Source organism: Streptomyces sp. NBRC 110028, from assembly GCF_001417735.1.
In the GTDB taxonomy this organism is placed as follows: domain Bacteria; phylum Actinomycetota; class Actinomycetes; order Streptomycetales; family Streptomycetaceae; genus Streptomyces.
In genome coordinates this window covers 1-22484 of the sequence record NZ_BBUZ01000034.1, presented here as the reverse complement: position 1 = coordinate 22484, position 22484 = coordinate 1, and the positions used below count along the sequence as shown (strand labels likewise).

Below are 22484 nucleotides of genomic sequence, written 5' to 3'. Positions count from 1 at the left end.
GTTCGATGCACGAGTCGATTCGTGAGGAGAAGTACGTGCGTTCAGTGCAGAAGTCCATGAGGGCCGCCCTCGGACAGCGGGTCCTGGGGGCGGCTCTCGTGTCGGTGGTGGCCGCGGCCAGCCTGACCTCATGCGCCGAGGAGCCGAAGGACGCGGAGGGCAAGGGCGGCAAGGACATCACCGTCGGGCTGACCTACACCCCGAACATCCAGTTCTCGCCCTTCTATGTGGCCGCCGAGAAGGGCTACTACAAGGACGCCGGGCTCAAGGTGACGCTACGTCACCACGGCGCGGCGGAAGATCTCTTCGGGGCGCTGAAGTCCGGCAAGGAGGACGTCGTCTACGCGGGCGGCGACGAAATGCTCCAGGCGCGCGCCTCCGACGATCTGCCGGTCGTGGACATCGCGACCTTCTACCAGAAATACCCCGTCGGCCTGATCGTGCCCAAGGACTCCGACATCAGGAAACCGGCCGACCTCAAGGGCCGGAAGATCGGCACCCCCGGGCCCTTCGGCGAGACCTATTTCGGTCTGCTCGCCCTTCTCAAGGAGGGCGGGCTTTCCCCGAAGCAGGCCAAGATCCAAAACATTGGATTCACCCAGCAGGCGGCCCTGACCGGAAACAAGGTCGAGGGCGTGATGGGCTATCTGAACAACGACGCCATTTCCTTCGAGGAGGCCGGTGAAGAGGTCCGGGCGATTACGCTCGACTCCGGGGACAAGGGTGATCCGCTGGTCGGGGTCGGTCTGGGCGCCAAGAAAGAGGTGCTGGACAAGCGCGGTGACGACATGAAGAAGTTCGTCGCCGCCACGCTGCGCGGGCTGCGCTACGCGATGGACGACCCGGAGGGCACCATCAAGCTCAGCGAGAAATACGTGCCCGGGCTGCGCGGCGAAAAGCAGCGGAAGAACGCGATGGCGGTCCTGAAGGCCACGATGCCGATGATGAAGGCCGAGGGGGGCGAGGTCGGCGTCAACGACCCGCAGACCTGGACCCGGATGGCCGACTTCATGTACGAACAGGGGCTGCTGGAGAAGACGGTCACCCCGGAGGACGCGTACGACAACGGCTACCTGCCGAAGTCCTGACCCCGCGCGGGAGGGACGGCCGCCGCGCGCCGGTGCAGTGCGGCGGCCACCGCGCATGCGATCCCGGCGCCGGCCGCGAGCGCGGTCCAGCCGCCCGTCGCCGAGAAGTGGGCGACCACGAACAGCCCGAGCGGCGGCCCGGTCGCCGTGCCCAGGTTCCAGGCCAGCGAGGCGAGCGCGCTCGCCCGCCCCACGGCCGCCTCGCCGGACCAGCGCAGCAGCAGCGGATAGAAGGCCGAGGAGTACGTCAGCTCGCCCGCCGCGAAGACCACCGCGAAGGCCAGCAGTAGCCCGTAACGGAGGATCGGCGCCGTCCCGTTCCCGGCCAGCGCCGCCCCGAGGCCGCAGCCGAACGCCACCACCCACAGCACCGGCCCGGCGGCCAGGCTCACCGTCTCCGGCAGCCGCTCCAGCCGGCGGCTCATCAGCGGCTGGAGGGCGATCAGGGCGAAGGAGTTGGCCGCCACGACGGTGCTCACCCAGCCCAGGGTGACGGCCATGTCGTCGTGCAGGAGCAGCGGAACCGTGGCCTCGATCTGGGTGAAGCCGACGATCGCGAAGAGGGCCTGGGCGAGGATGAGCAGCGCCATGGGGCGGGCGCGCAGCAGGTCGCGGTAGGTGGCGCTCTCGGCGGGCCCCTCCGCTTGTGCGGGCCGCGCGGTGTCGTGGGGGCGTACGTACCGGATCGCGGCGACGAGGGGGAGCGCGGCCAGCGCGTTGGCCAGGTACAGCCCGCGCAGGGTGCCGGTCGGGGTGTGCGCGCCGTGCAGCGCGAGCCCGGCGGCCACCGAACCCACCCCGATGCCGACGTTGTTGACGATGTGCCGGACGGAGAACGCGGTGCGGCGGCCGCTCTCCGGGACGGCCGCGTCCACGATGCCCACGATCGACGCGTAGAACAGCCCGAAGCCCACGCCCACGCACGCGCCCGAGGCGAGGACCAGGGAGGTGGTGTCGGCCGGGGCCAGCATCCCGTACCCGGTGGCGAGCGCCGCCGCGCCCAGCATCCCCACCCGGTGCGGCCCGCGCCGGTCGGCCAGCGGGCCGCCGACGAGGGCCGCGGCGAAGCTGGCCACGGCCATCGCGACGAAGTACCCGCCCGCGGCCCGGGGCCCAAGGCCCAGCAGCTCCTGGACGTAGATCGCGGTGAACGGGAAGCACAGGCCGTTGCCGAGGGTGGAGACCAGCAGGGCACCCATGAGCAGGGTGAAGCGGTGCCCCAGCGGCTGCTCGCTGGTCACGGGGTGAGCGCGGCGCGCAGCGAGAGCAGCTTCTCGACGGCCTCCAGGTCGTACGGGGCGGGCAGCGACAGCACGAGGTGCACCGCGCCGGCCTCCGCGAACCCCTCGGCCAGCGGCAGCTGGTCCGGGTTGACCATGACCGTACGGGCCACCTGCCCGGGGTCGCGGCCGACCCGCTCGCACCACTCGTCCAGGGTCCGGTTCAGCTCCCGGAACTCGGCGACCGGGTCGGTGGCGGCCCAGCCGTACCAGTTCCACCAGTCCGCTTCGCGGGCCACCAGCTCCAGGGTGCGCCGCCGCCCGGCGCCCCCGATGAGCAGCGGAAGCGGGCCGGCGGGGCCGGGGTTGAGCTTGGCCAGCCGCTCCTTGACGGCGGCGATGGAGGCGGCGAAGGCGTCCATGCGCCCGGCCGGGCCGGGGAACGGTATGCCGTACGCGGTGTGCTCGGCCTCGAACCACCCCGCCCCCAGCCCCAGCACCAGCCGCCCGCCGCTGAGCTGGTCCACGGTGCGGGCCATGTCGGCGAGGAGGTGCGGATTGCGGAAGGCGGTGCAGGTGACGAGGGGGCCGATGGTGGCGTGCCGGGTCTCGACCGCCATCGCGGACAGCAGCGACCAGCCCTCGTAGTGGGTGCCGTCGGGGTCGCCGATGTGGGGGAGGAAGTGGTCCCAGGTCCACAGCGAGTCGACGCCGAGCGCGTCGGCCTGCCGCCAGGCGGCGCGGAGTTCCTGGATGCCGGTGTGCTGGGGGTGGAGCTGTACGCCGATGCGCAACGGTGGTCCTTTCGGTGGTCGTTTGTTCCCCGCCCCGCCCCGCCCCTTCCCGGCCCAAGTGCTCCGCCCCTGGACCCCGCGCCCCCGGCTGGGGCCGGTGTCCGCCCTTGCCGGGCGGGTGGGCGGGCGGTGCCCCCGGCCGGGGGACGGGGGCCGCCTTCGTCGGGTGTCGCGGGGCGTGGCGGGGTGGACGGTGTGGAGCGTGGCCCGCGGGCCGCCGCGGCGTGCGGGCCGCCGTGGCGTACGGATGGCCGTGGTCCGCGGGCGATCGCGGGGTCTACGGGGTGACGACCACGCGGTAGACCGGGGTTTCCGCGGCCTGCTGCAGGGCCTTCTCCACCTCGTCCAAGCCGTACCGCGCCGTCACCAGGCGCTCCAGGCGGGGCGACAGCGAGCCGCCGCGGAGGAGTTCTGCGGCCGTGCGCCAGTCGTCCGGTTCGTGGCTGAAGGAGCCCGTCACGGTCAGCTGGCGGCGGTGGACCTCGTAGCCCGGCAGGTCGGCGGGCGGGCCGTCCGGGGCGCCACCGAAGAGGACGATCGTGCCACCGTCCGCCACGGCGGCGAGCGCGGCGGCGATGCACTCGGCGCTGGCGATGGTGACGAACACGACGTCGGCGGCGGGCAGTTGGGCGATGTCCTCGGGGCGTACGGCCGCGTCGGCGCCCGCCGCCGCGACCGCCGTGCGCCGCTCCTCGTCGCGCTCCACCACCGCGACCCCGCGCGCCCCCAGTTCGCGGGCGACGGCCAGGTGCAGATGGCCCATGTAGCCGGCGCCGATGACGGTCACCCGGTCACCGGCGCGGAAGCCGCCCCGGCGCAGGGAGTGGACGACGCAGGCGAGGGGTTCGCCCATGGCGGCGACCGCGGGGTCGGTGTCGCCGACGGACCAGACCCGGGAGGCGGGGAGCACGATGTGGTCGGCGAGCCCGGCGCCCATGGCGATCGCGCCGTCCGCCTCGCGCACCCGGCCCTGGAGGGCGACGCAGATGGCGGACTGGCCGCGGCGGCAGGCGCGGCAGGCGCCGCAGCGGGGGAGGCCGTCGAGGGTGACGAGGGAGCCGACGGCGGGCATGTCCTCCAGACCGGCGGCGGTGGCGCCGACCTGTTCGACCCACCCGGAGATCTCGTGTCCGGCGGCGGCCGGATAGACGGCCATGCGCCCGGCGTACAGGTTGGCCTCCATGGTGCAGATGCCGCATGCCGCGATGCGCACCAGCACTTCCGAGTCCCCGACGCCGGGCACGGGTATCCGTCGTAACTCGACCTCGCCTGCTGCGGTGATGACCGCTGTACGCATGGGAACAGCCCTCCGGAATACGGACGTTGTGCCGGGAGGCTATGCCCGTACCCCCGGGGAGGCAAGGAAAGGATCACCCGGGGGTGATCAGCCGGTGCTCTCGGCGTACGCCGCCCGCCGGAAGGTCCACCAGATGATGACCGCGCCGACCGCCGCGACGATCGCCCCGACCACGGAGGCGATGTGCATGGCGTGGACGAACCCCTGGTCGGCGAAGTCGGACAGCCGCGGCATGCTCAGCCGCCCGGCGATCAGCCGGGTCGCCTCGGGGGACTCCTCGGCGGCGTCGGCGGCGCCCGGCGGGAGATCGTCCAGCTTGGGGGTGATCTCGCCGCGGTAGACACCGGCCAGGATGGAGCCGAGGACGGCGACCCCGAGGACGCCGCCGATCTGCCGCATCGCGTTGTTGACGGCGGATCCGGCGCCGGTGCGGTCGGCGGGCAGGACGGCCATGATGGCCTCGGTGGTGGGGGCGACGGCGGCGCCCATGCCGAGCCCCTGGAGGATGAGGAAGACCCAGAACAGGCCCAGCCCGCTGTGCTCGTCGAGGAAGACGTACGCGAAGAAGCCGGCCGTGGCGATGACCATGGCGACGCCGACGACGCGGCGCACCCCGTACGCCCGGACCAGCTTCGCCGAGAGCGGCGCGCCCAGCAGCACGCCGATCGCGACGGGGGCGATGGACAGTCCGCACTCCAGCGGGGTCTGCCGGTGGACACCCTGGAGATAGAAGCTGGTGTAGTACATCGAGCCGTTGAGGCCGAAGAAGGTCAGCATGACGGCCACGCTCGCGCCGGTGAACCGGCTGTTGCGGAAGAGCCGGACGTCGAAGCTGGGGTTGGCGACCCGCAGTTCGACCAGGACGAACACCAGGACGAGGACCGCGCCGACGGCGAACGCGCCGAGAATGGCCGGATCGTTCCAGTCGTTGCGGTGGCCGCCCTCGATGACGGCCCAGACGATGGCGAACAGCCCGACGGTGGAGAGCACCACGCCCAGCGGATCGAACTTCTGCCGCACCTTGGCGGCCGCCCCGGGCAGGAAGAGCAGCGAACCGGCCACGCACAGCACGACGATCGGCACGTTGACGAGGAAGACCGACCCCCACCAGAAGTGGTCGAGCAGCGCCCCGCTGAGCATCGGCCCGGTGGCGATGGCGATACCGCTGGAGCCGGACCAGATGGCGATGGCGGTCGCGCGGTGCCGTTCGTCGAAGACCTGGGCGATCAGCGCGAGCGTGGCGGGCATGATCAGGGCGCTGCCGATGCCCATGGCCCCGCGGGCGACGATGAGTTCGGTGGCCGAGCCCGCGTAGGCGGCCCAGGCGGAGGCCCCGCCGAAGACGAGCATGCCGGTGAGCAGCAGATTGCGGTGGCCGTAGCGGTCGGCGAGCACCCCGCCGGTGAAGAGGAGGACCGCGAAGACCAGCGTGTAGGAGCTGATGCTCCACTGCAGCTGGTTGGGGCTGGCGCCGAGCCCCTCGTCCGGATCGGCCAGTGTCTTGAGCGCGACGTTGAGAACGGTGTTGTCGAGCCATACCGCGAGTTGGGAGAAGACCAGCACCGCGAGGGCGAGCCATTGACGACCGGTGGGCGACCGCGGGGCGCCCGCCGGTGCCGTGTCGGTGATCGCGGTGTTCTGTGCAGCCATGGGGGCGGCGCCTTTCGGGGACCACTGGAGGTGGGGGGTCCGCGCTCGTACGGCAAGGGACGGCTTGCTGGCTCAAGGCTTGCTGGCTCAGGGCTTGCTGGCTCAAGAGGAAGTTACCAATCTGCCGAGCCGGGGCGCAGCCCCTTGAACCCGTTGGAGGGTCTTCCCGCGCGGGAGAGCGAAGATATTTACCCGGCTGACAGCCCGTTGAGCCATGATGTTCCTTGCCGTTTCGGCAGATGGCTCGTTACTGTGCCTCGATCGGGGAACGGGGGGTGTCCTTTGAGCCATTTTGGAATTCAACCCAATGACCGTACGCCTATTGAGGGTATCGACGGTATTGACGGCGCGGCGGGCACAAGGGGAGCGGTTCGTATGGAGCCGGAAGCCAGGTCGGACAACCTGGAAGAAGCCCTCGGCCAGGCGTTACGGCTGATCGAGTCCGCGGTGACCCACCACCGCCGCGGCGTGCTCGCCTCGGCGACGGCGGACCTCCCGGTGGACGGGGAGGTCGTGGCCGGATGGGTGGCCCGGCTGGTGCTGCGCGCCGAGCGTGACGTGATCTGGAGCCTGCCGGAGGTCACCGGCGAGGACCATGCGCGGCTGGTCGCGCAGACGCTCGCACAGCTGTCCGGCAAGGGCGTGCGGATCCGGATGCTGTGCCCGCCGCGGGTGATCCGCGGGGCGGGGTGGCAGCGCACGGTCGGCACGGTGCCGCGTCTGGAGGTGCGGGTGTGCGGCTCCGTGCGGCAGGAACTGGTGGCGGTGGACGGCGCGGCGGTGATCGCGCCCGAGGCCTCACCGGGCGATCCGGGCGGGTCCCGCGCCTCGATGATCCAGAACTCGACGGTGGCCGCGATGCTGCACCGGTTGATGTGCGGGATGTGGGACACCGCGCAGCGCCCGATGCGGCCGCTGTCGTTCGAGGGCGGGGCGCGCGGCCGGGTGCTGCGCGAGGTGCTGACGCTGATGGCCGAGGGCTACAAGGACGACGCGGCCGCCCGGAAGCTGGGGCTCTCGGTGCGGACGTACCGGCGCTACGTGGCCGACATCATGCGGGACCTGAACGTGGAGTCGCGCTTCCAGGCCGGGGTGCGGGCCGTGCGCGCGGGGCTCATGGAGGCGGAGCGCGACTAGTCGACTGCTGTGACGGGTAGTCGGGTTCCGGCTGATTTGCGTGGTCTGCGGGTATCGCCGTGGCAGCTTGCTGCAGATTGGGCATCCTGACGTTCCGGTAACCGGCTGCGCAGTGCAGCTTTATGACAGCGGGGGTTGTCGTCCGGTTGGGTTCACGGGCGGTGTGACAGGTAGTGGACTCGGGGCTTGTCGGCCCCGGAACCGGCGCATAGCGTCATCGGGAGTCGTCGCTTTGCCCATGCCGAAAATGGAGGTGCGCGGTCATGGCCGCCATCGTCGAAGAGCGTCGGGAAACCATCAAGGAAATCGTCACGGATATCCTTGAGATCGACCCGGACGAGGTCACCGAGACCAGCCTCTTCAAAGAAGAGCATGACGCTGATTCGCTGCGTGCCATTGAAATACTCGCGGCGCTCGAAAAAACGTTCAACGTCGTCATCGACCAGGCCGAGCTGGGCCGGATGGTGCACCTCAGGGGCGTCTACGAGGTTGTTTCCGACGCGGCCGGCTGGTGACCGGACCCTCGGCCAACTCCTCGGAAGGCAGGGCGATATGCGTGGTGAGTCGGGTCGCAGGGTCGTCGTCACCGGCCTCGGGGCGGTGTCCGGCATCGGCGTCGGCACCGCGGAATTCCTCGCCGGACTGCGCGCCGGGAAGAGCGCGGCACGGCCGGTCACCGCGTTCGACACCGAGGGTTTCGAGCATGCGATGGCATGTGAGGTCCCGGACTTCGAACCCGGGCGGTGGATCCACCATCTGGATGTGGAGAACCTGGGCAGGGCGAGCCAGTTCTCGGTGGCGGCGGCCCGCATGGCGGTGGCCGACGCAGGTGTCGCGGAGGACGCGCTGCGCGCCCTCCCGTCGCTGATCTCCATCGGCACCACCGACGGCGAGTCGGGCGACCTGGACCAGCTCGTCGAGACGGAGGTCGACCTCGGGCCCGAGCGGATGGACCCCACCGTCGCCCGCCGGGTGCCCGCCGGGCGGCTTTCGGCCGTCATCGCGGCGGAGTTCGGCCTGAGCCGGACCGAGGCGGTCACCCTCCCCACGGCGTGCGCGGCGGGCAACTACGCCATCGGCTACGGCTACGACGCCATCCGCGGCGGGGACGTGGAGATCGCCCTGTGCGGCGGCGCCGACGCCCTGTGCCGCAAGACCTTCACCGGCTTCTACCGGCTGGGCACCATAGCGCCCGAGCGCTGCCAGCCGTTCGACAAGGACCGCAAGGGCATCCTCACCGGCGAGGGCGCGGGCGTCCTCGTCCTGGAGAGCCTGGAGTCGGCGCTGGCCCGCGGCGCCCGGATCTACGCCGAAGTCCTCGGCTACGGCCTCAACTGCGACGCGGACCACCCCGTCGCCCCCAACCAGGACAGCGTGGCCCGCTGTATGCGGCTCGCCCTCGACGACGCCCGGATCAAGCCGGAGGAGGTCGACTTCATCTCCGCGCACGGCACCGGCACCCGGGCCAACGACATCACCGAGGCCCGCGCCATCCGCCAGGTCTTCGGCGACGCCGCGCCGCCGCGCACGGTGTCCATCAAGTCGATGATCGGCCACTCCATGGGGGCCGCCGGGGCGCTCGCCTCCATCGCCTGCGCGCTGGCCCTCACCGAGGGGTTCATCCCGCCGACCATCAACCACGAGGAGACCGACCCGGAGTGCGGTCTCGACGTCGTACCGAACGAGGCGGTGGACGCCGAGCTGAGGGTCGTACAGAACAACGGGCTCGCCTTCGGCGGCAACAACGCCGTCGTGATCTTCGGCAAGCGCGGCACGGACTGGAATTGAAACGCATGAGTCAGCTGGTGACCGGCGCGGGCGCCGTGGTGAGTGTGGGCGAGGGCGTCGACGAGGTCTTCGCGGCCCTGTGCGCGGGCACCAGCGGACTCGGTGAACTGCGCGGCTTCGACCCCGGGCGCTACCGGGGGCGGCACGCGTACGAGATCGACGACCGGCCGGGACCGGGCGCCGATGTGCCCGGCCGGGCCACCGCGTGGCTGCTGCGCGCCGTCGGGGAGGCGGCGCGGCAGGCCGGGCTCGGCGAGGACCTGAGCGGGGTGCCGGTCCTCGTCGGCACCGGGCTGCGCGAGCTGCGCTCGGCGGAGCTGGCCTGGTGCGACGGCACCCCGTTCGACACCGGGGCGCGGCTGCACTTCGGCACCGCGCTGCGCGAGCGGTTCGGCGCGGTGCGCACCCACACCTTCGCGGGGGCGTGCTCGGCCTCGCTGTACGCGCTGGCGCTCGGCAGCGACCTGCTGGCCGCCGGCGCCGAGGACACCGTGATCGTGGCCGGGGTCGACACCCTCACCGAGAGCATGTACGGGCTGCTGGACCGGGTGAACGCCGAACCGCCGGACCGGGTGCGGCCGTTCGACCGGGAGCGCCGCGGGGTGCTGATGGGCGACGGCGCCGCCGCGGTGGTGCTGCGCCGGGAGGAGCCCGGCGCGCGCTCCGGCGCGCTGGGCAGGCTTCGCGCCGTCAGCATGAACTGCGACGCGAGCCATGTCACCGCGCCCGACGCGCGGGGCATCGTGCGGGCGGTGCACGAGGCCCAGCAGCGGGCGGGCGTCACCCCCGGCGACATCGACCTGGTGCTGCTGCACGGCACCGGTACGCAGCTCAACGACAGCGCGGAGGCGACCGCGATCGCCGAGGTCTTCGGCCCGGACGTCACGACGCCGCGGATGACCGCGATCAAGTCGATGACGGGCCACACCTCGGGCAGCTCGGGCCTGGTCAGCCTGATCGTGGCGCTGAAGTCGCTGACCTCGGGCCGGATTCCGCCGACCCTCGGCCTCACCGACCCGCTGCCCGAGGCGAAGGGCTTCCGCTTCGTCCGGGAGTCCTGCGGCGGGGAGCCCCTGCGGTTCGCCCAGATCGACGCGTTCGGGTTCGGCGGGGTCAACGCCGTCGCCATCGTGGAGAGGGCCGACCGGTGACCGAGCCGCGCGCACCCGGCGCCGTCGTCGTCTCCGGGGTCGGGCTGGCCCTGCCCGGCGCGGACACCCCGGACGCGCTGCTGCGCGGCGCGCGCGCCCTGGGGCACGCCCCCGAACCGTTCGACACCGGTGCCCGCATCGGCCGCCGCGGGCACCGCTACAAGGACCGGGCGACCCAACTCGCGCTGTGCGCCGCGCTCGACGCGTTACGCGACGCCGCCCTCGTCCCCGCCGATGACGCCGACGGCGGGACGCTGACCGTGCCGGGCGACACCGTCGGCGTGGTGGCCAGCTCCAACCTGGGCAACCTCGACACCGCGTGCCTCACCGCCGCCGCGATCGCCGAGGGGTCGGCCCGCTCCCTGAGCCCCATGAGCCTGCCGAACGCCTCCAGCAATGTGATCGCCTCCTGGGTCGCGATCCGGCACGGGCTGCGCGGCCCCAACCTGATGCTGTGCAACGGGCCGACGTCCGGTCTCGACGCCGTCCACTGGGCCGCGACGCTCGTGGCCGCCGGCCGCGTCCGCCGCGCCCTGGTGGTCGGCGCCGAAACCCACAACGCCGTCGTCGAGGACCTGCTCGCCCGGCCCGCCGACGACCTGCTGGACGGCGCGGCCGCCCTCGTCGTCGAGGGCGCGCGCTGGGCGGAGCAGCGCGGGGCGCGCGCCCTCGCCGTCCTGGGGCCGTACGAGCGCCGGGCGGGGCTCGCGGGCTGCGTGCGGGCCCTGCTGCCGGAGGGCGGTGACGGGCCGGGCGTCTGGTTCACCCCGGAGCGCTACCAGGAGCCGGCATCCGACGCACCCGTGCCCCCTGCCGTACCGCGGCACGACGTCACCACCGCCGTCGGCCGCGCCTCCGGCGCGCTCGGCGTCCTCCAGTGCGCCGCCGCGGTCGGCTGGCTCGGCACCGCCGGGGCCGAAGCCGGGGCGGGCCAGGCGCTGATCACCAGCGGCGACGACACGGCGGACGCCGTGGCCGGGTTGCTGCTGCGCGGGCCGGGCGGGCGGCGGACGCCAGAGGTTTCAGCGATGTCAGAGATTTCAGCCCTGGAGTGCACCTGATGAGAGCCGCCGCCCCGCCGACGTCGACGAAGGCCCTGCTGACCGACACCACCACGGTGCGGCTGCGGCCGCGGTACGAGGGCTCCAACATCTGCACCTGGATCGGCTTCAAGCACGTCAACTATCTGATCGAGGAGGCGGTGCTGGTCCACTTCGCCCGCAGCGGGGCGCCCGCCCGCCGGCTGTACGAGGAGCACGGGCTCGGGCTGGACATCGTGGAGCTGGACAGTCGCATCCTGCACGCCCTCCACCTGGACGACGAGGCCGAGGCCGAGGTGGTGCCGCGGACCTCCGACGGCGATACGGCGCTCGGCTTCCGGGTGACCCTGCGCATCGTCCGCGACGGCTCCGTCCTCAAGGCCGTCACCGCCAAGGTCCGGGCCTCGCTGCGCGCCGACACCTATCTGACGGGGGCCGCCGAACCGCCCGGCGAGTTCGGCCGGTTCACGGTGGACCGGCTGGGCGAGGGCGCGCCCGCCGAGCCGCGCCCGGCGGTGCCGGACGGCGACGAGCGGACCGTGCTGGCGGCGCTCACGGAGGGCCGTAACACCCACGCCTGGAAGTGGAGCATCACCTACCCCTACTGCCACTTCACCGAGCGGCTGCAGATGTCCGGCTATCTGCGGCTGATGGAGGAGGCCAAGGACCGGTTCGTGAAGTCCCGCGGCATCTCCATCAAGACGCTGCTGGACGAGCGCGGCTGGATACCGGTCGTGCCGCGCTCCTGGATACGGATCACCGGCGAGGCGCTGATGGAGGAGGACCTGTACACCGTCTACACGGTGGAGGAGATCTTCAAGGACCTCACCTACACCGCCCGCATGGACTGTTACGCGGTCCGCGACGGCGCGCTCACCCTCACCGCCACCGGCGGCATCGTGCACGGCTACGCGCTGATCGAGAACCGCCGCGACTGGCATCTGGTCCCCTTCGACCAGCGGGTGCTGGACGCGCTGGCCGGAAAGCCGAGCGGCACCTGATGGACGACGTGCTGGTCACCGGGGTGGGGGCGCTGTCGCCGCTGGGAGGGGGCGCGGACGCCTTCTGGCGCGGTATGCACACCGCGCGCACCGCCCCGTCCCGGGTGCCCGACCCCCTCGCCCACATGGACCATCCGCGGATGTATCTGGTGCCCGGGGCCGATGTGCCGGAGGGCCCCGCGGAGTGGGAGGGGCTGCCGCTGGGGCGCGGCTCGCGGTTCGCGATCGAGGCGGCCCGGGAGGCGGCCCGGGACGCGGGGCTCGCGGAGCCGGGCGGCGTCGACCCGCGCCGGGTGGCCGTCGCGATCAGCAGCGGTATGGGCGACACGGAGCTGCACGAGGCGTGGTGGACGGGCGAGGCCCCGGGCACGGGCCGCTGGGCGCCCGTCTTCCCGGTCGCCTCGGCGGTCGGCGGCCTGCTCGGCGCGCGCGGCCCCAACCTGTGCGTCAGCAACGCCTGTTCCGCCAGTGGCTACGCGCTGTCCGTCGCCGCCGACCTGATCCGCTCGGGCGAGGCGGACGTGGTGTTCGCGGGCGGCGCCGAGGCGTATTCCCGGGTCGCGCTCGCCTGCTTCAACCGGCTGGGCGCCATCGACCCCGAGCGCTGCCGCCCGTTCGCCGCCGACCGGCGCGGCACGGTCTTCGGCGAGGGTGCCGCCGTCCTGGTCCTGGAGTCCGCCGCGCACGCCCGCGCCCGGGGCGCCGGGCCCGGCTACGCCCGCCTGGCGGGCAGCGGCTGGAGCTGCGACGCCCACCACGCGACCGCGCCCGAGCCCGGCGGCGGGCAGATCGAGCGCGCGCTGCGCGAGGCGCTGCGCGAGGCGCTGCGCGAGGCGGGGGAGGGCGAGGTCGGGTTCGTGGTGCCGCACGGCACCGGCACCGATCTCAACGACGTGGTGGAGAGCCGGGTGCTCACCACCGTGCTGGGCGCGGCGGCGCCCCCGCTGTACAGCCTGAAGGCGCTCATCGGCCACACCGGCGGCGCGGCGGGCGCGTTCGCCGCGCTGGCCGCCGCCCTGATGCTGCACCACCGCACGCTGCCGCCGAACGTGCCCGTCGGGGCGGCCGATCCGGAGTGCGCGGTGCCGCTGCCGTCGGAAAGCACCCCGCTGAGCGGCGGATTCGGGCTGGTCAACGCCTACGCCTTCGGCGGCAACAACATCTCCCTCGTCTTCGGGGAGGCCCGCTGATGGATCTCCTGGTCACGGGCGTGGGCGAGGTGGAGGCGGACGGCTTCGACTTCCGTGCCGAGCTGGGCCGCCGCGGCTACAAGTACCTGCCCAGCGCCTCCCAGTACGTGCTGGCCGCCGCCAAGCGCGCCCTCGCCGACGCGGGCGAGGACGCGCTGACGGCGGCCGGACCCGAGCGCCGCGGCGCCGCGGTGGGCACCAACAGCGCGGCCACCTCCCTGCACCACGCGATGAACCGTACGGTCGTCGGGGCGGGCGGTGCCGGGGCGCTGAGCCCGGCCACCGCGCCCTACTTCTCCATCAACCTCTTCGGCAGCAGGCTGGCCACCGAACACGACCTCAAGGGGTTCAACCTCACCGTCACCAGCCCCCGCGTCGCGGGCCTGGAGGCGCTGCAGACCGGGGCCCGCGCCGTCGCCGCCGGGCGCGCCTCCCGGCTGCTGGCCGGGGCGACGGAGGAGGCGCTGCCGGAGGGCGAGCCGGGCGCGGACACCTCGGAGGCCGGTGCCGTCGCGCTGCTGCTGGAGCCCGCGGCGGCCGTCGCGGAGCGCGGCGGCCGGGCGTACGGGCGCGTCGGAGTCGTCACGTTCTTCCTGCCGCCCGCCCTCGCCGTCCCGGCCGGCGGCGCCGGGGCGGCAGCGGAGGCGCTGCGGGACGCGCTCGCCGCCCTCGGCCACCGGCCGGGCACCCCGCCGACCGTCACCGCCGTCCTGGACGGCTCCCCGGTCGGCGAGGCGGTGGGCGAGGCGGTCGTGGCGGCGTTCCCCGGGGCCGAACGCGTCCCGGCGGGCGCGGGCTGCCTCGCGCCGCTGGCACACGTCGCCGCCGCCCTGCGGCACCCGACGGACCACGCACACGCCGTCGTCACCGCGGCGGCCGAGGGAAACACCGCCGTCTGCCTGGTCACCCCGGGCGGATCCGGCGGCGCCGAAGCGAGCAGCCGATGACCGGACCACGGAGGGCGAGCGGCCGATGATCACCTCACTCGAAGGATCCTGGTGCCTGGTCCTGGGCGCCTCCAGCGGCATGGGCCTGGCCATCGCCCACGAGCTGGCCCGCGCGGGCGTCGGCATCCTGGGCGTCCACTTCGACACCACCGAGGGCCAGGAGAAGGCGGCGGTCGCCCAGGAGGAGATGCGCGCGCACGGCGTCCAGGCGCACTTCTTCAACGCCAACGCCGCCTCCGCCCGCACCCGCGAGGAGCTGCTGCCGAGGTTCGCGGAGCTGACCGGCGGCACGGGCATCCGCGTCCTGGTCCACTCCCTCGCGTTCGGCACCCTGCTGCCGTACGTCACCCCCGACGGCGAGGGCAGCGTCACCTCCCGTCAGATGAACATGACGCTCGACGTGATGGCGCACTCCCTCGTCTACTGGACCCAGGACCTGTTCACCGCGGGCCTGCTGCGCCGGGGCTCCAAGGTGTACGCGATGACCTCCGCCGGAGGCACCCGCGTCATGCCCCACTACGGGGCCGTCTCCGCCGCCAAGGCCGCCCTGGAGTCCCACGTACGCCAACTCGCCCTGGAACTCGCCCCCTCCGGCATCGCCGTCAACGCGCTGCGCGCCGGGGTCACCCCCACCCCGTCCATGGAGCGCATCCCCGACAGCGAACAGCTCGCCGCGTACGCCCGCGACCTCAACCCGCACCGGCGGCTCACCCGCCCGGAGGACATCGCCGAGGCCGTCTCCCTGCTGTCGCGCACCGACTCCTCCTGGATCACCGGCAATGTGATCGGCGTGGACGGCGGTGAACTGCTCACATGACGGACCACCTGCTGATCGAGAGCGGCGGCCCGCAGACCGGGCCCGCGTGCGAGCGCTTCGTCGGCGACGCGGCACGGCTGGCCGGGGACGGCCACCGGGTGGTGCTGTTCCTCGTCGAGAACGGGGTCACCGCCGCCCTCCCCGGCGCCGCGCCCGGCATCGAGACCCTCCTGCGCGACGGCGGCGAGGTGTGGGTGGACACCTTCTCGGCCGCCCAACGCGCCCTGCCCGCCGCCGACCTCACCCCCGACGTCCGCATGGTGGAGATGGACGACGTGGCCGCCAAGCTGCTGGAACCCCGAGTGCGGGCGGTGTGGCACTGATGGCCCGGCCCATACCCGCCACCGATGTGCTGCTCAACCTCTTCGGCGCGCCCCACCAGAGCGACCTGGTCACCTCGGCGCTCCGGCTGGCCACCGCGCTCCTCGACCGCGGCGCCCGGGTGCAGATCTGGACCTGCGGCGACGCCACCCGCCTGACCAGCGCGGCCCTCGGCGACACCAAACCGCGCGACCTCACCGACCTGGAGCGCCGCCACCCGTCCACCGCGCTGATCGTCCGCGACCTGCTCGCCGACCACCCCGACCGGCTCTACTGGTACGTCTGCCGCTTCTGCGCCGACGACCGAGGCGCGGCCGACCAGATCCCCCAGGTCAGCAAGCGGTCCCCGTTCCTGTTCGCCGAACATGTCAAGGCGGCGGACAAAAGCCTGGTCATGGGGGTGTGCTGAACCGATGAAGGAACAGGCGCGCTGGCTGCTGATCATGGAGAAGGCGTATCGCGGATCGGTCGAGACCCAGTTCGCGGACGCCCTCTACGTCGTCCCCGATCTGCACCGGCGGAGCGGCGGGGGCTGCCACCTGGCGCTGCGCGGACCCGCCGCCGGCTACGCCCTGCGCGCCGAACCCCAGCCGCCGCTGCGCCTCGGCGGGCGCACCCTGGACACCCTGCCCGATCCGCGCGCGTCGGTCGTGAAGCTCCTCGACGCCGGGGTGACCGTGCTGGTCGAGCGGCCCGACCTGACCGCGCTGGGGCGCACCGCCGCCGACCGGCTGCTGCCCGGCGTGCGGGTGATCGAGGCGCACGGGCTCGCCGCGCGATGGCCCTCCTACGAACAGGTGTGGTTCCTGTGAGCACCCCGTCCGGCCCCCGGGCCACAACCGAAGGAGTATCCACGCCCATGGTCAACGCTCCCGCCGCGGTCAGCCCGGTCATCTCCGCCTGGACCGCCGTATCGCCCCTGGGACTGCGGGCCGCGGACTTCAGCAGCGGGCTGCGGTCCGGCCGCGGCACCGGCAAGCCGCTGGACCCCGAGGAGTGGTCGGTGCCGTTCCGCGAGGCGTGCCTCGTCCCGGACTTCCACATCCGGGAGATCCTCGGCCGTAAGAACACCCGCTCCATGGACCGGGTCACCGGCCTCGCCGTCACCGCGATCCGTCATCTGCTGTCCGGCGAGAGCGAAAGCGGGCGCGGCGGCGTACGGGAGGGCGCACGGGACGGCGGACGCGGCGCGGCCGGCGGCGACGGGGCGACACGGCTGCCGGGCGTCGGCGAGCACACCGGCATCGCGCTCGGCACCAGCACCGGAAGCGCCCAGTCCATCATGGATTTCACCCGCGACTCGCTCGTCGGCGCCAAGCCCTTCTTCGTGGATCCGGCCCGCTTCCCCAACACCGTCATGAACTGCGCGGCCGGACAGTCCGCCATCTGGCACGGCCTCAAGGGCCCCAACACCACCATCGCGGGCGGCCGCGCCGCCGGGCTGCTCACCCTGCGGTACGCGCTGCGGCTCCAGCGCGCGGGCCGCGCCCGCACCGTGCTGTGCGGGGCGGTCGAGGAGTTCACCTCCGCCCGCGCCTGGCTGGAGTGGCACACCCGCGCCGACGACGACGCGACGGCCGTGCTCGGCGAGGGCGCCGCGGTCTGGCTGCTGGAGACCGCCGACGAGGCCCGCGAACACGGCCGCGGCGGGCTCGCCGACGTCGCGGGCGTGGAGTTCGGCTTCGCCGCGGACCCGACGGCGGCCCGTACGGCGCTCGCCGACGCCGTGACGCGGCTGCTGGACCGTACCGGCACCGCACCCGGCGACGTACGGGCCCTCGCCGACGCCCAGGCGCCCGGCGCCGAGGGCGAGGCCGAGCGGGCCGCCCTCGCCGATGTCCTCGGCGGGCACCGGCCGCTGCGGGTGGCGACGGCCGACGCCATCGGCGACACCTGCGCCGCCTCGGCGGCGTTCCAGATCGCGGCCGTCCTCGCGCTCGCCGAGCACGGCGAGATCGCCCCCGGCAGTCCGGCCCTGGTCACCACGATCGACCGGGACGGCGTGGTCGGCGCGGCCCTGCTGCGGACCCGGTGAGGCGGCCATGAGCACGAGGAGCGCGTATGACGGGCCGCGCGGCGCGGCTGGTCGCCGCCCGGGCCGCCCGGTGCGCCGGGAGGACGGCGTCCGGACCCTCGAAGCCGAGCCGGGCTGCGCCCGGTTCGTGGAGCTGGGCCCCGGCCGCAGGCTGACCGGAACGATCCGCCGGATCGCGGCGGACGCGACGGCCGTCCCGGTCGAGCCCCCCGCCGCGCTCGCCGAACCCGCCGAACCCGGAACCCCCTGAACACCCCCGACCCTGGGAAGGAACCCGCCATGGCCGACGCCACCGCCGCCCTGGACCTCGACGAACTGCGCACCTTCGTCGCGGAAGTCCTCGACGTCGACGAGGAGGAGGTGACCGACGAGGCCGAATTCGTCAAGGACCTCGGCGTCGACTCGCTCATGGCCCTGGAGGTCATGGTCGAACTGGAGAAGAAGTACGCGGTGAAGCTGGAGGAGCGGGAGATGAAGAGCATCACCACCCTGCGGAAGGTGCACGACCTGCTCGCGTCGAAGCTGGAGAAGTGAGGTGACGGCGACCGCGTGCGGACCGGTCGACGGCACCGTCGAGGTGGTCGACGCCGGGGCGCCGGGGGAGCGGCCCGCCCGGTGCGTGGCCGTGATCGGCGGCACGGAAAAGGTGTTCGCCGGTCACTTCCCCGGCTTCCCGATCTTCCCCGGGGTGTGCGTCGTCGAGTACGTCCAGCGCGGCGCCCTCGCCACGCTGCCCGAACCGGGCGGCGCCCTGGCGGCGGTCGAGTCCGCCCGCTTCCTCGGCCCGGTCTTCCCCGGCTCCACCCTCAGCTGCGAGTTCACCTGGTCGCGGGACGACGCGACGGGCGACTGGCGCTGCCGCGCCGAGGCCACCACCGAGCGCGGGCTCGCCGCGCGCGTGCGGCTGCGCTTCGGCGCTCGCGAGAAACGGGAGGCCACCGGATGATCACCGTGGACCAGATCAAGCGGGTGCTGCCGCACCGCTACCCCATGCTGCTGGTCGACCGGGTCACCGAGCTGGTCCCGGGGACGCGCGCCCGTGGCCTCAAGGCCGTCACCTGCAACGAGCCCTGGTATGAGGCCGTCCCCGACGACGCGCCCGCGGAGGCCTACCACTACCCCTGGACGGTGCTCCTCGAATCCTGGTGCCATGTGGCGGGGGTCCTGGTGGCCTGGGAGGAGCCCAATCCGGATGTGCTGGACGGCATGGCGATGCTGCTCGGCGGGGTCACCGACGCCGGATTCCACCGCCCGGTCCTCCCCGGCGACGTGGTGGAACACCACGTCCGGCTGGCCCGGCGGGTCGGGGAGACGTACATGTTCGAGGGGGAGAGCCTGGTCGGTGACGCGACCGTGCTCACCGTCGGGCGGCTGGTGATGACGATGCGCCCGGCCGCCGCACTGAAGGCCCCGGCAGGAGAGGTGACGTAACACCATGTCCGACGCGCACAGCAAGGTGGCCCTCGTCTCCGGCGGCTCCCGGGGCATCGGCCGCGCGACCGTGCTGCGGCTGGCCCGGGACGGTTTCGACGTGGCGTTCTGCCACCAGTCCAGCCCCGACGCGGCCCGCGCCCTGGAGGACGAGGCGGCGGGGCTCGGCGGCGGCCGGGTGGTCGGCCGGCAGACGGATGTACGGGACGCGGACGCGGTGCGCGACTTCGTGGCGTTCACCGAGAACCGGCTCGGTCCCCTCGACGTGGCGGTGGTGTCCGCGGGCATCGCGCGGGACAATCCGCTGCTGTTGATGAAGGACGAGGAGTGGCGGGGCGTCATGGAAGTCAACTTGGACGGCACGTATCACATATGCCGTTCGGTCGTATTCGGCATGATGAAGCGCAAGTCCGGATGCATCATCAACATCTCCTCGGTGGCGGGCGTGCACGGCCATGCGGCACAGTCGAATTACGCGGCCTCCAAGGCCGGGATCATCGGCTTCACCAAATCGCTCGCCAAGGAGGTCGGACGGTACGGCATCCGGGCCAATGTGGTCGCGCCGGGCTTCGTGGAGACGGATATGACCGCGGCACTGTCCGAGAGTGTGCGCAAGGACGCGGAGCAGAGCATCCCGCTGCGCCGCTTCGGACGCCCGGAGGAGGTCGCCGACATGGTCGCGTACCTGGTCGGGGCGGAGTATGTGACCGGGGCGGTGTTCCAGGTCGACGGTGGCATCGTGATCTGAGCGAGCGAGCGAGTGAGCGGGCGGCGGTCGGAGCGATCCGAACGGTCCCGGTGAAGGGGGAACGGACATGACGGCCAGGCGCAGCAGGGTGCCGCGCTTCTATTTCAATTTCCGCAGCCCGTACAGCTGGATCGCCTACCGTGATCTGATGGACCGCTATCCGGATGTCGCACAGGTGGTGGAATGGCACCCCTGGTGGGAGCCGGACGCGGAGGGCGAGCGCCGTATGGCCGAACACGGCCGCTCTTTTCCGTACACGGCGATGTCACGCGACAAGCACCTCTATATCCTTCAGGACGTGCGCCGTCTGACCGCCGACCGTGACCTCCCCATCACCTGGCCGGTGGACCGGGACCCGGTCTGGGAAGTACCGCATCTGGCGTATTTTCTCGCGCTGGACGCGGGGTGCGGCCCCGCGTACATCGAGCGGATCTACCGGGCCCGCTGGCAGGAGGGCCGGGACATCTGCGACCGCGAGGTCATCGCGGACCTCGCCACCGGCCTCGGGCTGCCGGACGCCGTGGCGGAGCGGATGGCCGGTGCCGCCGGCGACCCGGAGCTGCGCGCCGGGCGCGGGCTGCGGGCGCTGCTGGACCTCAGCCGGGACGGGGCGTTCGGCGTGCCGTTCTTCACCCTCGGCTACGACAAGTACTGGGGCGTGGACCGGCTCCCGGCGTTCGTGGGGGCGGTCCGCTCCCGCGACGCGCCCCCACGCGTACCCGGAGCACCCACCCCCGAGTCACCGGCCGACGCGGACTTCGTGGCCGCCCCGTCCGGCGACCAGGGCCACGCCGGGGGCTGCGGGTGACCGCCCGTACTCCCGCGTAGCCGTCATCCTGACGTACCCGCCCCGCTGCCCCACCGCACGACACCGACCGAGACGAGACCGCCCTGACCGCCGACGGACACTCCACCCCCTCCCGGAGGACGCCGATGCCCGAGCCACCCCGGACGCCGGTGCGGCCACCCACGCCGGTGTCCCGCGCCCTCTCGGTCGCGGCGCTGCCGATAGCCCCGCTGTACGGGGCCCAGTTGGCGTATCTCGCCTTCCACCCGCGCGACCGGACCCAGCGGGAGCACCCCCGGGACCACGGGCTGCCCTGCACCGACCTGGAGATCCCGTTCGGCCGCCGGAAGCGGGTGCACGCCTGGCTCTGCCCCGGCTCCACCGAGAAGGTCGTGGTGCTCGCGCACAGTCTGGGCGCGGGCAAGGACCACAGCCTCGGCCACGCCAAGTTCCTGCACGACGCCGGGTACACGGTCTGCCTGTTCGACCACCGCAACCACGGGGCGAGCAGCGACGACCGGGCGCTGTTCGGGCTCGGCGACCGGTTCGCGAGCGATGTCACCTCGGTGGTGTCCTGGCTGCGCGCCAAGCAGGGGTACGCCACGGCGCGCATCGCCGTCTACGGCTTCTCCTTCTCCTGCTTCTCGGCCATGTGGGCGCTGACTCACGACGGGTTCGAGTTCGACGCCCTGGTGTGCGACAGCGGCCCCGGGCACGACGTTCCGCCGCTGCTGCGCAAGTACCTGGAGGCGGAGGCGCTGCCGATGCCCCCCGCGCTGAGCGGCGAACCGTCCCGTTCCGTGGTGACCCGCACGCTGTGCGCCCTGGGGCCCGCCATGCTGCGCGCCGGGTGGCCACCGCCCGCGACCGGCAAGTTCGCCAAGATCCCACTCTTGTTCATGTCGGGCGAGCACGATGCGATCGTGCCGCCTTCCTCGGTGGACGCGCTGGCCGAGCGCTATGCCCAGGCCGAGACGCACGTCCTTCCGGGAGCCGAGCATCTGCTCGGGCTGCAATCCGATCCTGAAGGCTACGCGAGCGTGGTACTGGATTTCCTCAAGCGGGCCCTGGGATAGCAACGTGACCGTCCCCGCCGGACGGTAACTTCTGAAGAGGGAAGAGAGAGCATGCAGAAGGTGCTCATCGCCAATCGTGGCGAGATCGCTGTCCGTGTTGCCCGTGCCTGCCGGGATGCCGGGATCGCGAGCGTTGCCGTCTACGCCGATCCGGACCGGGACGCCGTTCATGTGCGCGCGGCGGACGAGGCCTATGCGCTGGGTGGTGACACTCCGGCGGCCAGCTATCTGGACCAGGCCAAGGTGCTGGCCGCGGCCGCCGAGTCCGGCGCCGACGCCGTCCACCCCGGCTATGGCTTCCTCTCGGAGAACGCCGACTTCGCCCAGGCCGTCCTGGACGCCGGGCTGACCTGGATCGGCCCCCCGCCGCACGCCATCCGCGACCTGGGCGACAAGGTCGCCGCCCGCCACATCGCCCAGCGCGCCGGAGCCCCCCTGGTCGCCGGCACCCCCGACCCCGTTTCCGGCGCGGAGGAGGTCGTGGCGTTCGCCGAGCAGCATGGCCTGCCGATCGCGATCAAGGCCGCCTTCGGCGGTGGCGGCCGTGGTCTGAAGGTCGCCCGCACCATGGAGGAAGTGCCCGAGCTGTACGACTCCGCCGTCCGCGAGGCGGTGGCCGCGTTCGGCCGGGGGGAGTGCTTCGTCGAGCGCTACCTGGACAAGCCGCGCCATGTGGAGACCCAGTGCCTGGCCGACACCCACGGCAACGTGGTCGTGGTCTCCACCCGTGACTGCTCCCTCCAGCGCCGCCACCAAAAGCTCGTCGAGGAGGCCCCCGCGCCGTTCCTGAGCCAGGAGCAGAACGCCGAGCTGTACCGGGCGTCGAAGGCGATCCTGAAGGAGGCCGGATACGTCGGCGCGGGCACGGTGGAGTTCCTGGTCGGCGTCGACGGCACGATCTCCTTCCTGGAGGTCAACACCCGTCTCCAGGTCGAGCACCCGGTGACGGAGGAGGTCTCCGGTATC

The 22484-nt window shown here is 72.9% G+C and carries 26 protein-coding genes; 22 read left to right on the top strand and 4 right to left on the bottom strand.

Annotation, left to right across the window (positions count from 1 at the left end; genetic code table 11):
* Positions 1–35: 35 nt before the first annotated feature.
* The gene (locus tag ASC60_RS26620) at positions 36–1088 is read left to right on the top strand and encodes an ABC transporter substrate-binding protein (protein ID WP_234357155.1); all 1053 of its coding nucleotides are present in this window, start codon (positions 36–38) and stop codon (positions 1086–1088) included.
* On the opposite strand, the gene ASC60_RS26615 is transcribed toward ASC60_RS26620, so the two are convergent.
* The 4 genes from ASC60_RS26615 to ASC60_RS26600 all read right to left on the bottom strand — a co-directional run bounded on the left by ASC60_RS26615 (position 1070) and on the right by ASC60_RS26600 (position 6049).
* Positions 1070–2329, bottom strand: coding sequence for an MFS transporter (locus tag ASC60_RS26615; RefSeq protein WP_234357154.1), 1260 nt, complete (start codon positions 2327–2329; stop codon positions 1070–1072). The genes ASC60_RS26620 and ASC60_RS26615 overlap by 19 nt on opposite strands.
* Positions 2326–3102 carry an LLM class F420-dependent oxidoreductase gene (locus ASC60_RS26610; protein WP_055555240.1) on the bottom strand — a complete coding sequence of 259 codons (777 nt, stop codon included), beginning with the start codon at positions 3100–3102 and terminating at the stop codon, positions 2326–2328. The genes ASC60_RS26615 and ASC60_RS26610 overlap by 4 nt, the downstream gene beginning before the upstream one ends.
* Before the next feature lie 277 nt (positions 3103–3379).
* Entirely contained in the window at positions 3380–4399 is a 1020-nt protein-coding gene (locus tag ASC60_RS26605; RefSeq protein WP_055555238.1) for a zinc-binding dehydrogenase, read from the bottom strand.
* 87 nt (positions 4400–4486) lie between these two features.
* Entirely contained in the window at positions 4487–6049 is a 1563-nt protein-coding gene (locus ASC60_RS26600; protein ID WP_055555236.1) for an MFS transporter, read from the bottom strand.
* Positions 6050–6424: 375 nt separating this feature from the next.
* Here ASC60_RS26600 and ASC60_RS26595 point away from each other — a divergent pair, with 375 nt between their 5' ends.
* The 21 genes from ASC60_RS26595 to ASC60_RS26495 form a co-directional block, all read left to right on the top strand.
* Complete coding sequence (locus tag ASC60_RS26595) at positions 6425–7186, top strand: LuxR C-terminal-related transcriptional regulator (RefSeq protein ID WP_055555235.1); 762 nt, start codon at positions 6425–6427, stop codon at positions 7184–7186.
* A gap of 263 nt (positions 7187–7449) precedes the next feature.
* Positions 7450–7701 (top strand): acyl carrier protein, encoded by a 252-nt coding sequence (locus ASC60_RS26590; RefSeq protein ID WP_055555233.1) that lies wholly within the window; start codon positions 7450–7452, stop codon positions 7699–7701.
* A 37-nt stretch (positions 7702–7738) separates the two neighbouring features.
* The gene (locus tag ASC60_RS26585) at positions 7739–8974 is read left to right on the top strand and encodes a beta-ketoacyl synthase (RefSeq protein ID WP_055555231.1); all 1236 of its coding nucleotides are present in this window, start codon (positions 7739–7741) and stop codon (positions 8972–8974) included.
* Between the two features lie 5 nt (positions 8975–8979).
* Complete coding sequence (locus tag ASC60_RS26580) at positions 8980–10125, top strand: beta-ketoacyl synthase N-terminal-like domain-containing protein (protein ID WP_055555229.1); 1146 nt, start codon at positions 8980–8982, stop codon at positions 10123–10125.
* Entirely contained in the window at positions 10122–11186 is a 1065-nt protein-coding gene (locus ASC60_RS26575) for a beta-ketoacyl synthase N-terminal-like domain-containing protein (RefSeq protein WP_055555227.1), read from the top strand. Before ASC60_RS26580 ends, ASC60_RS26575 begins: the two co-directional genes overlap by 4 nt.
* Positions 11186–12166: a hypothetical protein gene (locus tag ASC60_RS26570; protein ID WP_055555225.1), complete on the top strand. Its 981-nt coding sequence runs from the start codon at positions 11186–11188 to the stop codon at positions 12164–12166. Before ASC60_RS26575 ends, ASC60_RS26570 begins: the two co-directional genes overlap by 1 nt.
* The gene (locus ASC60_RS26565; RefSeq protein ID WP_055555223.1) at positions 12166–13356 is read left to right on the top strand and encodes a beta-ketoacyl synthase N-terminal-like domain-containing protein; all 1191 of its coding nucleotides are present in this window, start codon (positions 12166–12168) and stop codon (positions 13354–13356) included. Before ASC60_RS26570 ends, ASC60_RS26565 begins: the two co-directional genes overlap by 1 nt.
* On the top strand, positions 13356–14303 hold the full coding sequence (locus ASC60_RS26560; RefSeq protein ID WP_055555222.1) for a beta-ketoacyl synthase N-terminal-like domain-containing protein: 948 nt from the start codon (positions 13356–13358) through the stop codon (positions 14301–14303). The genes ASC60_RS26565 and ASC60_RS26560 overlap by 1 nt, the downstream gene beginning before the upstream one ends.
* 25 nt (positions 14304–14328) lie before the next feature.
* Positions 14329–15120 carry an SDR family oxidoreductase gene (locus ASC60_RS26555; protein ID WP_055555221.1) on the top strand — a complete coding sequence of 264 codons (792 nt, stop codon included), beginning with the start codon at positions 14329–14331 and terminating at the stop codon, positions 15118–15120.
* The gene (locus tag ASC60_RS26550) at positions 15117–15443 is read left to right on the top strand and encodes a DsrE family protein (RefSeq protein WP_055555219.1); all 327 of its coding nucleotides are present in this window, start codon (positions 15117–15119) and stop codon (positions 15441–15443) included. The genes ASC60_RS26555 and ASC60_RS26550 overlap by 4 nt, the downstream gene beginning before the upstream one ends.
* On the top strand, positions 15443–15850 hold the full coding sequence (locus tag ASC60_RS26545; RefSeq protein WP_055555217.1) for a hypothetical protein: 408 nt from the start codon (positions 15443–15445) through the stop codon (positions 15848–15850). Before ASC60_RS26550 ends, ASC60_RS26545 begins: the two co-directional genes overlap by 1 nt.
* A 4-nt stretch (positions 15851–15854) precedes the next feature.
* A complete protein-coding gene (locus ASC60_RS26540) occupies positions 15855–16253 on the top strand; it encodes a hypothetical protein (RefSeq protein ID WP_055555215.1) in 399 nt (132 codons plus the stop codon).
* Between the two features lie 47 nt (positions 16254–16300).
* Complete coding sequence (locus ASC60_RS26535; RefSeq protein WP_055555213.1) at positions 16301–17476, top strand: beta-ketoacyl synthase N-terminal-like domain-containing protein; 1176 nt, start codon at positions 16301–16303, stop codon at positions 17474–17476.
* Between the two features lie 7 nt (positions 17477–17483).
* On the top strand, positions 17484–17726 hold the full coding sequence (locus ASC60_RS26530) for a hypothetical protein (RefSeq protein ID WP_199831063.1): 243 nt from the start codon (positions 17484–17486) through the stop codon (positions 17724–17726).
* A gap of 29 nt (positions 17727–17755) precedes the next feature.
* The gene (locus ASC60_RS26525) at positions 17756–18010 is read left to right on the top strand and encodes an acyl carrier protein (protein WP_055555210.1); all 255 of its coding nucleotides are present in this window, start codon (positions 17756–17758) and stop codon (positions 18008–18010) included.
* Position 18011: 1 nt separating this feature from the next.
* Positions 18012–18422, top strand: a complete 411-nt coding sequence (locus tag ASC60_RS26520) for a 3-hydroxyacyl-ACP dehydratase FabZ family protein (RefSeq protein ID WP_055555209.1) — start codon at positions 18012–18014, stop codon at positions 18420–18422.
* Positions 18419–18907: a 3-hydroxyacyl-ACP dehydratase FabZ family protein gene (locus ASC60_RS26515; protein WP_055555208.1), complete on the top strand. Its 489-nt coding sequence runs from the start codon at positions 18419–18421 to the stop codon at positions 18905–18907. The genes ASC60_RS26520 and ASC60_RS26515 overlap by 4 nt, the downstream gene beginning before the upstream one ends.
* A gap of 4 nt (positions 18908–18911) precedes the next feature.
* The gene (fabG, locus tag ASC60_RS26510; protein ID WP_055555206.1) at positions 18912–19655 is read left to right on the top strand and encodes a 3-oxoacyl-ACP reductase FabG; all 744 of its coding nucleotides are present in this window, start codon (positions 18912–18914) and stop codon (positions 19653–19655) included.
* Between the two features lie 67 nt (positions 19656–19722).
* Entirely contained in the window at positions 19723–20463 is a 741-nt protein-coding gene (locus ASC60_RS26505; protein ID WP_055555205.1) for a 2-hydroxychromene-2-carboxylate isomerase, read from the top strand.
* Positions 20464–20588: 125 nt separating this feature from the next.
* Positions 20589–21518 (top strand): S9 family peptidase, encoded by a 930-nt coding sequence (locus ASC60_RS26500; RefSeq protein WP_055555203.1) that lies wholly within the window; start codon positions 20589–20591, stop codon positions 21516–21518.
* A 51-nt stretch (positions 21519–21569) separates the two neighbouring features.
* Positions 21570–22484 (top strand): biotin carboxylase N-terminal domain-containing protein (locus tag ASC60_RS26495; protein WP_159043326.1); only part of this gene is annotated, 915 nt, incomplete at its 3' end.

Excerpts from the sequence above, each read along its gene's own strand:
- ASC60_RS26605 (WP_055555238.1), bottom strand. The coding sequence starts at position 4,399 with ATGCGTACAGCGGTCATCACCGCAGCAGGCGAGGTCGAGTTACGACGG.
- ASC60_RS26600 (WP_055555236.1), bottom strand. The coding sequence starts at position 6,049 with ATGGCTGCACAGAACACCGCGATCACCGACACGGCACCGGCGGGCGCC.
- ASC60_RS26595 (WP_055555235.1), top strand. The coding sequence starts at position 6,425 with ATGGAGCCGGAAGCCAGGTCGGACAACCTGGAAGAAGCCCTCGGCCAG.
- ASC60_RS26590 (WP_055555233.1), top strand. The coding sequence starts at position 7,450 with ATGGCCGCCATCGTCGAAGAGCGTCGGGAAACCATCAAGGAAATCGTC.
- ASC60_RS26585 (WP_055555231.1), top strand. The coding sequence starts at position 7,739 with ATGCGTGGTGAGTCGGGTCGCAGGGTCGTCGTCACCGGCCTCGGGGCG.
- ASC60_RS26580 (WP_055555229.1), top strand. The coding sequence starts at position 8,980 with ATGAGTCAGCTGGTGACCGGCGCGGGCGCCGTGGTGAGTGTGGGCGAG.
- ASC60_RS26570 (WP_055555225.1), top strand. The coding sequence starts at position 11,186 with ATGAGAGCCGCCGCCCCGCCGACGTCGACGAAGGCCCTGCTGACCGAC.
- ASC60_RS26565 (WP_055555223.1), top strand. The coding sequence starts at position 12,166 with ATGGACGACGTGCTGGTCACCGGGGTGGGGGCGCTGTCGCCGCTGGGA.
- ASC60_RS26560 (WP_055555222.1), top strand. The coding sequence starts at position 13,356 with ATGGATCTCCTGGTCACGGGCGTGGGCGAGGTGGAGGCGGACGGCTTC.
- ASC60_RS26555 (WP_055555221.1), top strand. The coding sequence starts at position 14,329 with ATGATCACCTCACTCGAAGGATCCTGGTGCCTGGTCCTGGGCGCCTCC.
- ASC60_RS26550 (WP_055555219.1), top strand. The coding sequence starts at position 15,117 with ATGACGGACCACCTGCTGATCGAGAGCGGCGGCCCGCAGACCGGGCCC.
- ASC60_RS26545 (WP_055555217.1), top strand. The coding sequence starts at position 15,443 with ATGGCCCGGCCCATACCCGCCACCGATGTGCTGCTCAACCTCTTCGGC.
- ASC60_RS26540 (WP_055555215.1), top strand. The coding sequence starts at position 15,855 with ATGAAGGAACAGGCGCGCTGGCTGCTGATCATGGAGAAGGCGTATCGC.
- ASC60_RS26535 (WP_055555213.1), top strand. The coding sequence starts at position 16,301 with ATGGTCAACGCTCCCGCCGCGGTCAGCCCGGTCATCTCCGCCTGGACC.
- ASC60_RS26530 (WP_199831063.1), top strand. The coding sequence starts at position 17,484 with ATGAGCACGAGGAGCGCGTATGACGGGCCGCGCGGCGCGGCTGGTCGC.
- ASC60_RS26525 (WP_055555210.1), top strand. The coding sequence starts at position 17,756 with ATGGCCGACGCCACCGCCGCCCTGGACCTCGACGAACTGCGCACCTTC.
- ASC60_RS26515 (WP_055555208.1), top strand. The coding sequence starts at position 18,419 with ATGATCACCGTGGACCAGATCAAGCGGGTGCTGCCGCACCGCTACCCC.
- fabG (WP_055555206.1), top strand. The coding sequence starts at position 18,912 with ATGTCCGACGCGCACAGCAAGGTGGCCCTCGTCTCCGGCGGCTCCCGG.
- ASC60_RS26505 (WP_055555205.1), top strand. The coding sequence starts at position 19,723 with ATGACGGCCAGGCGCAGCAGGGTGCCGCGCTTCTATTTCAATTTCCGC.
- ASC60_RS26500 (WP_055555203.1), top strand. The coding sequence starts at position 20,589 with ATGCCCGAGCCACCCCGGACGCCGGTGCGGCCACCCACGCCGGTGTCC.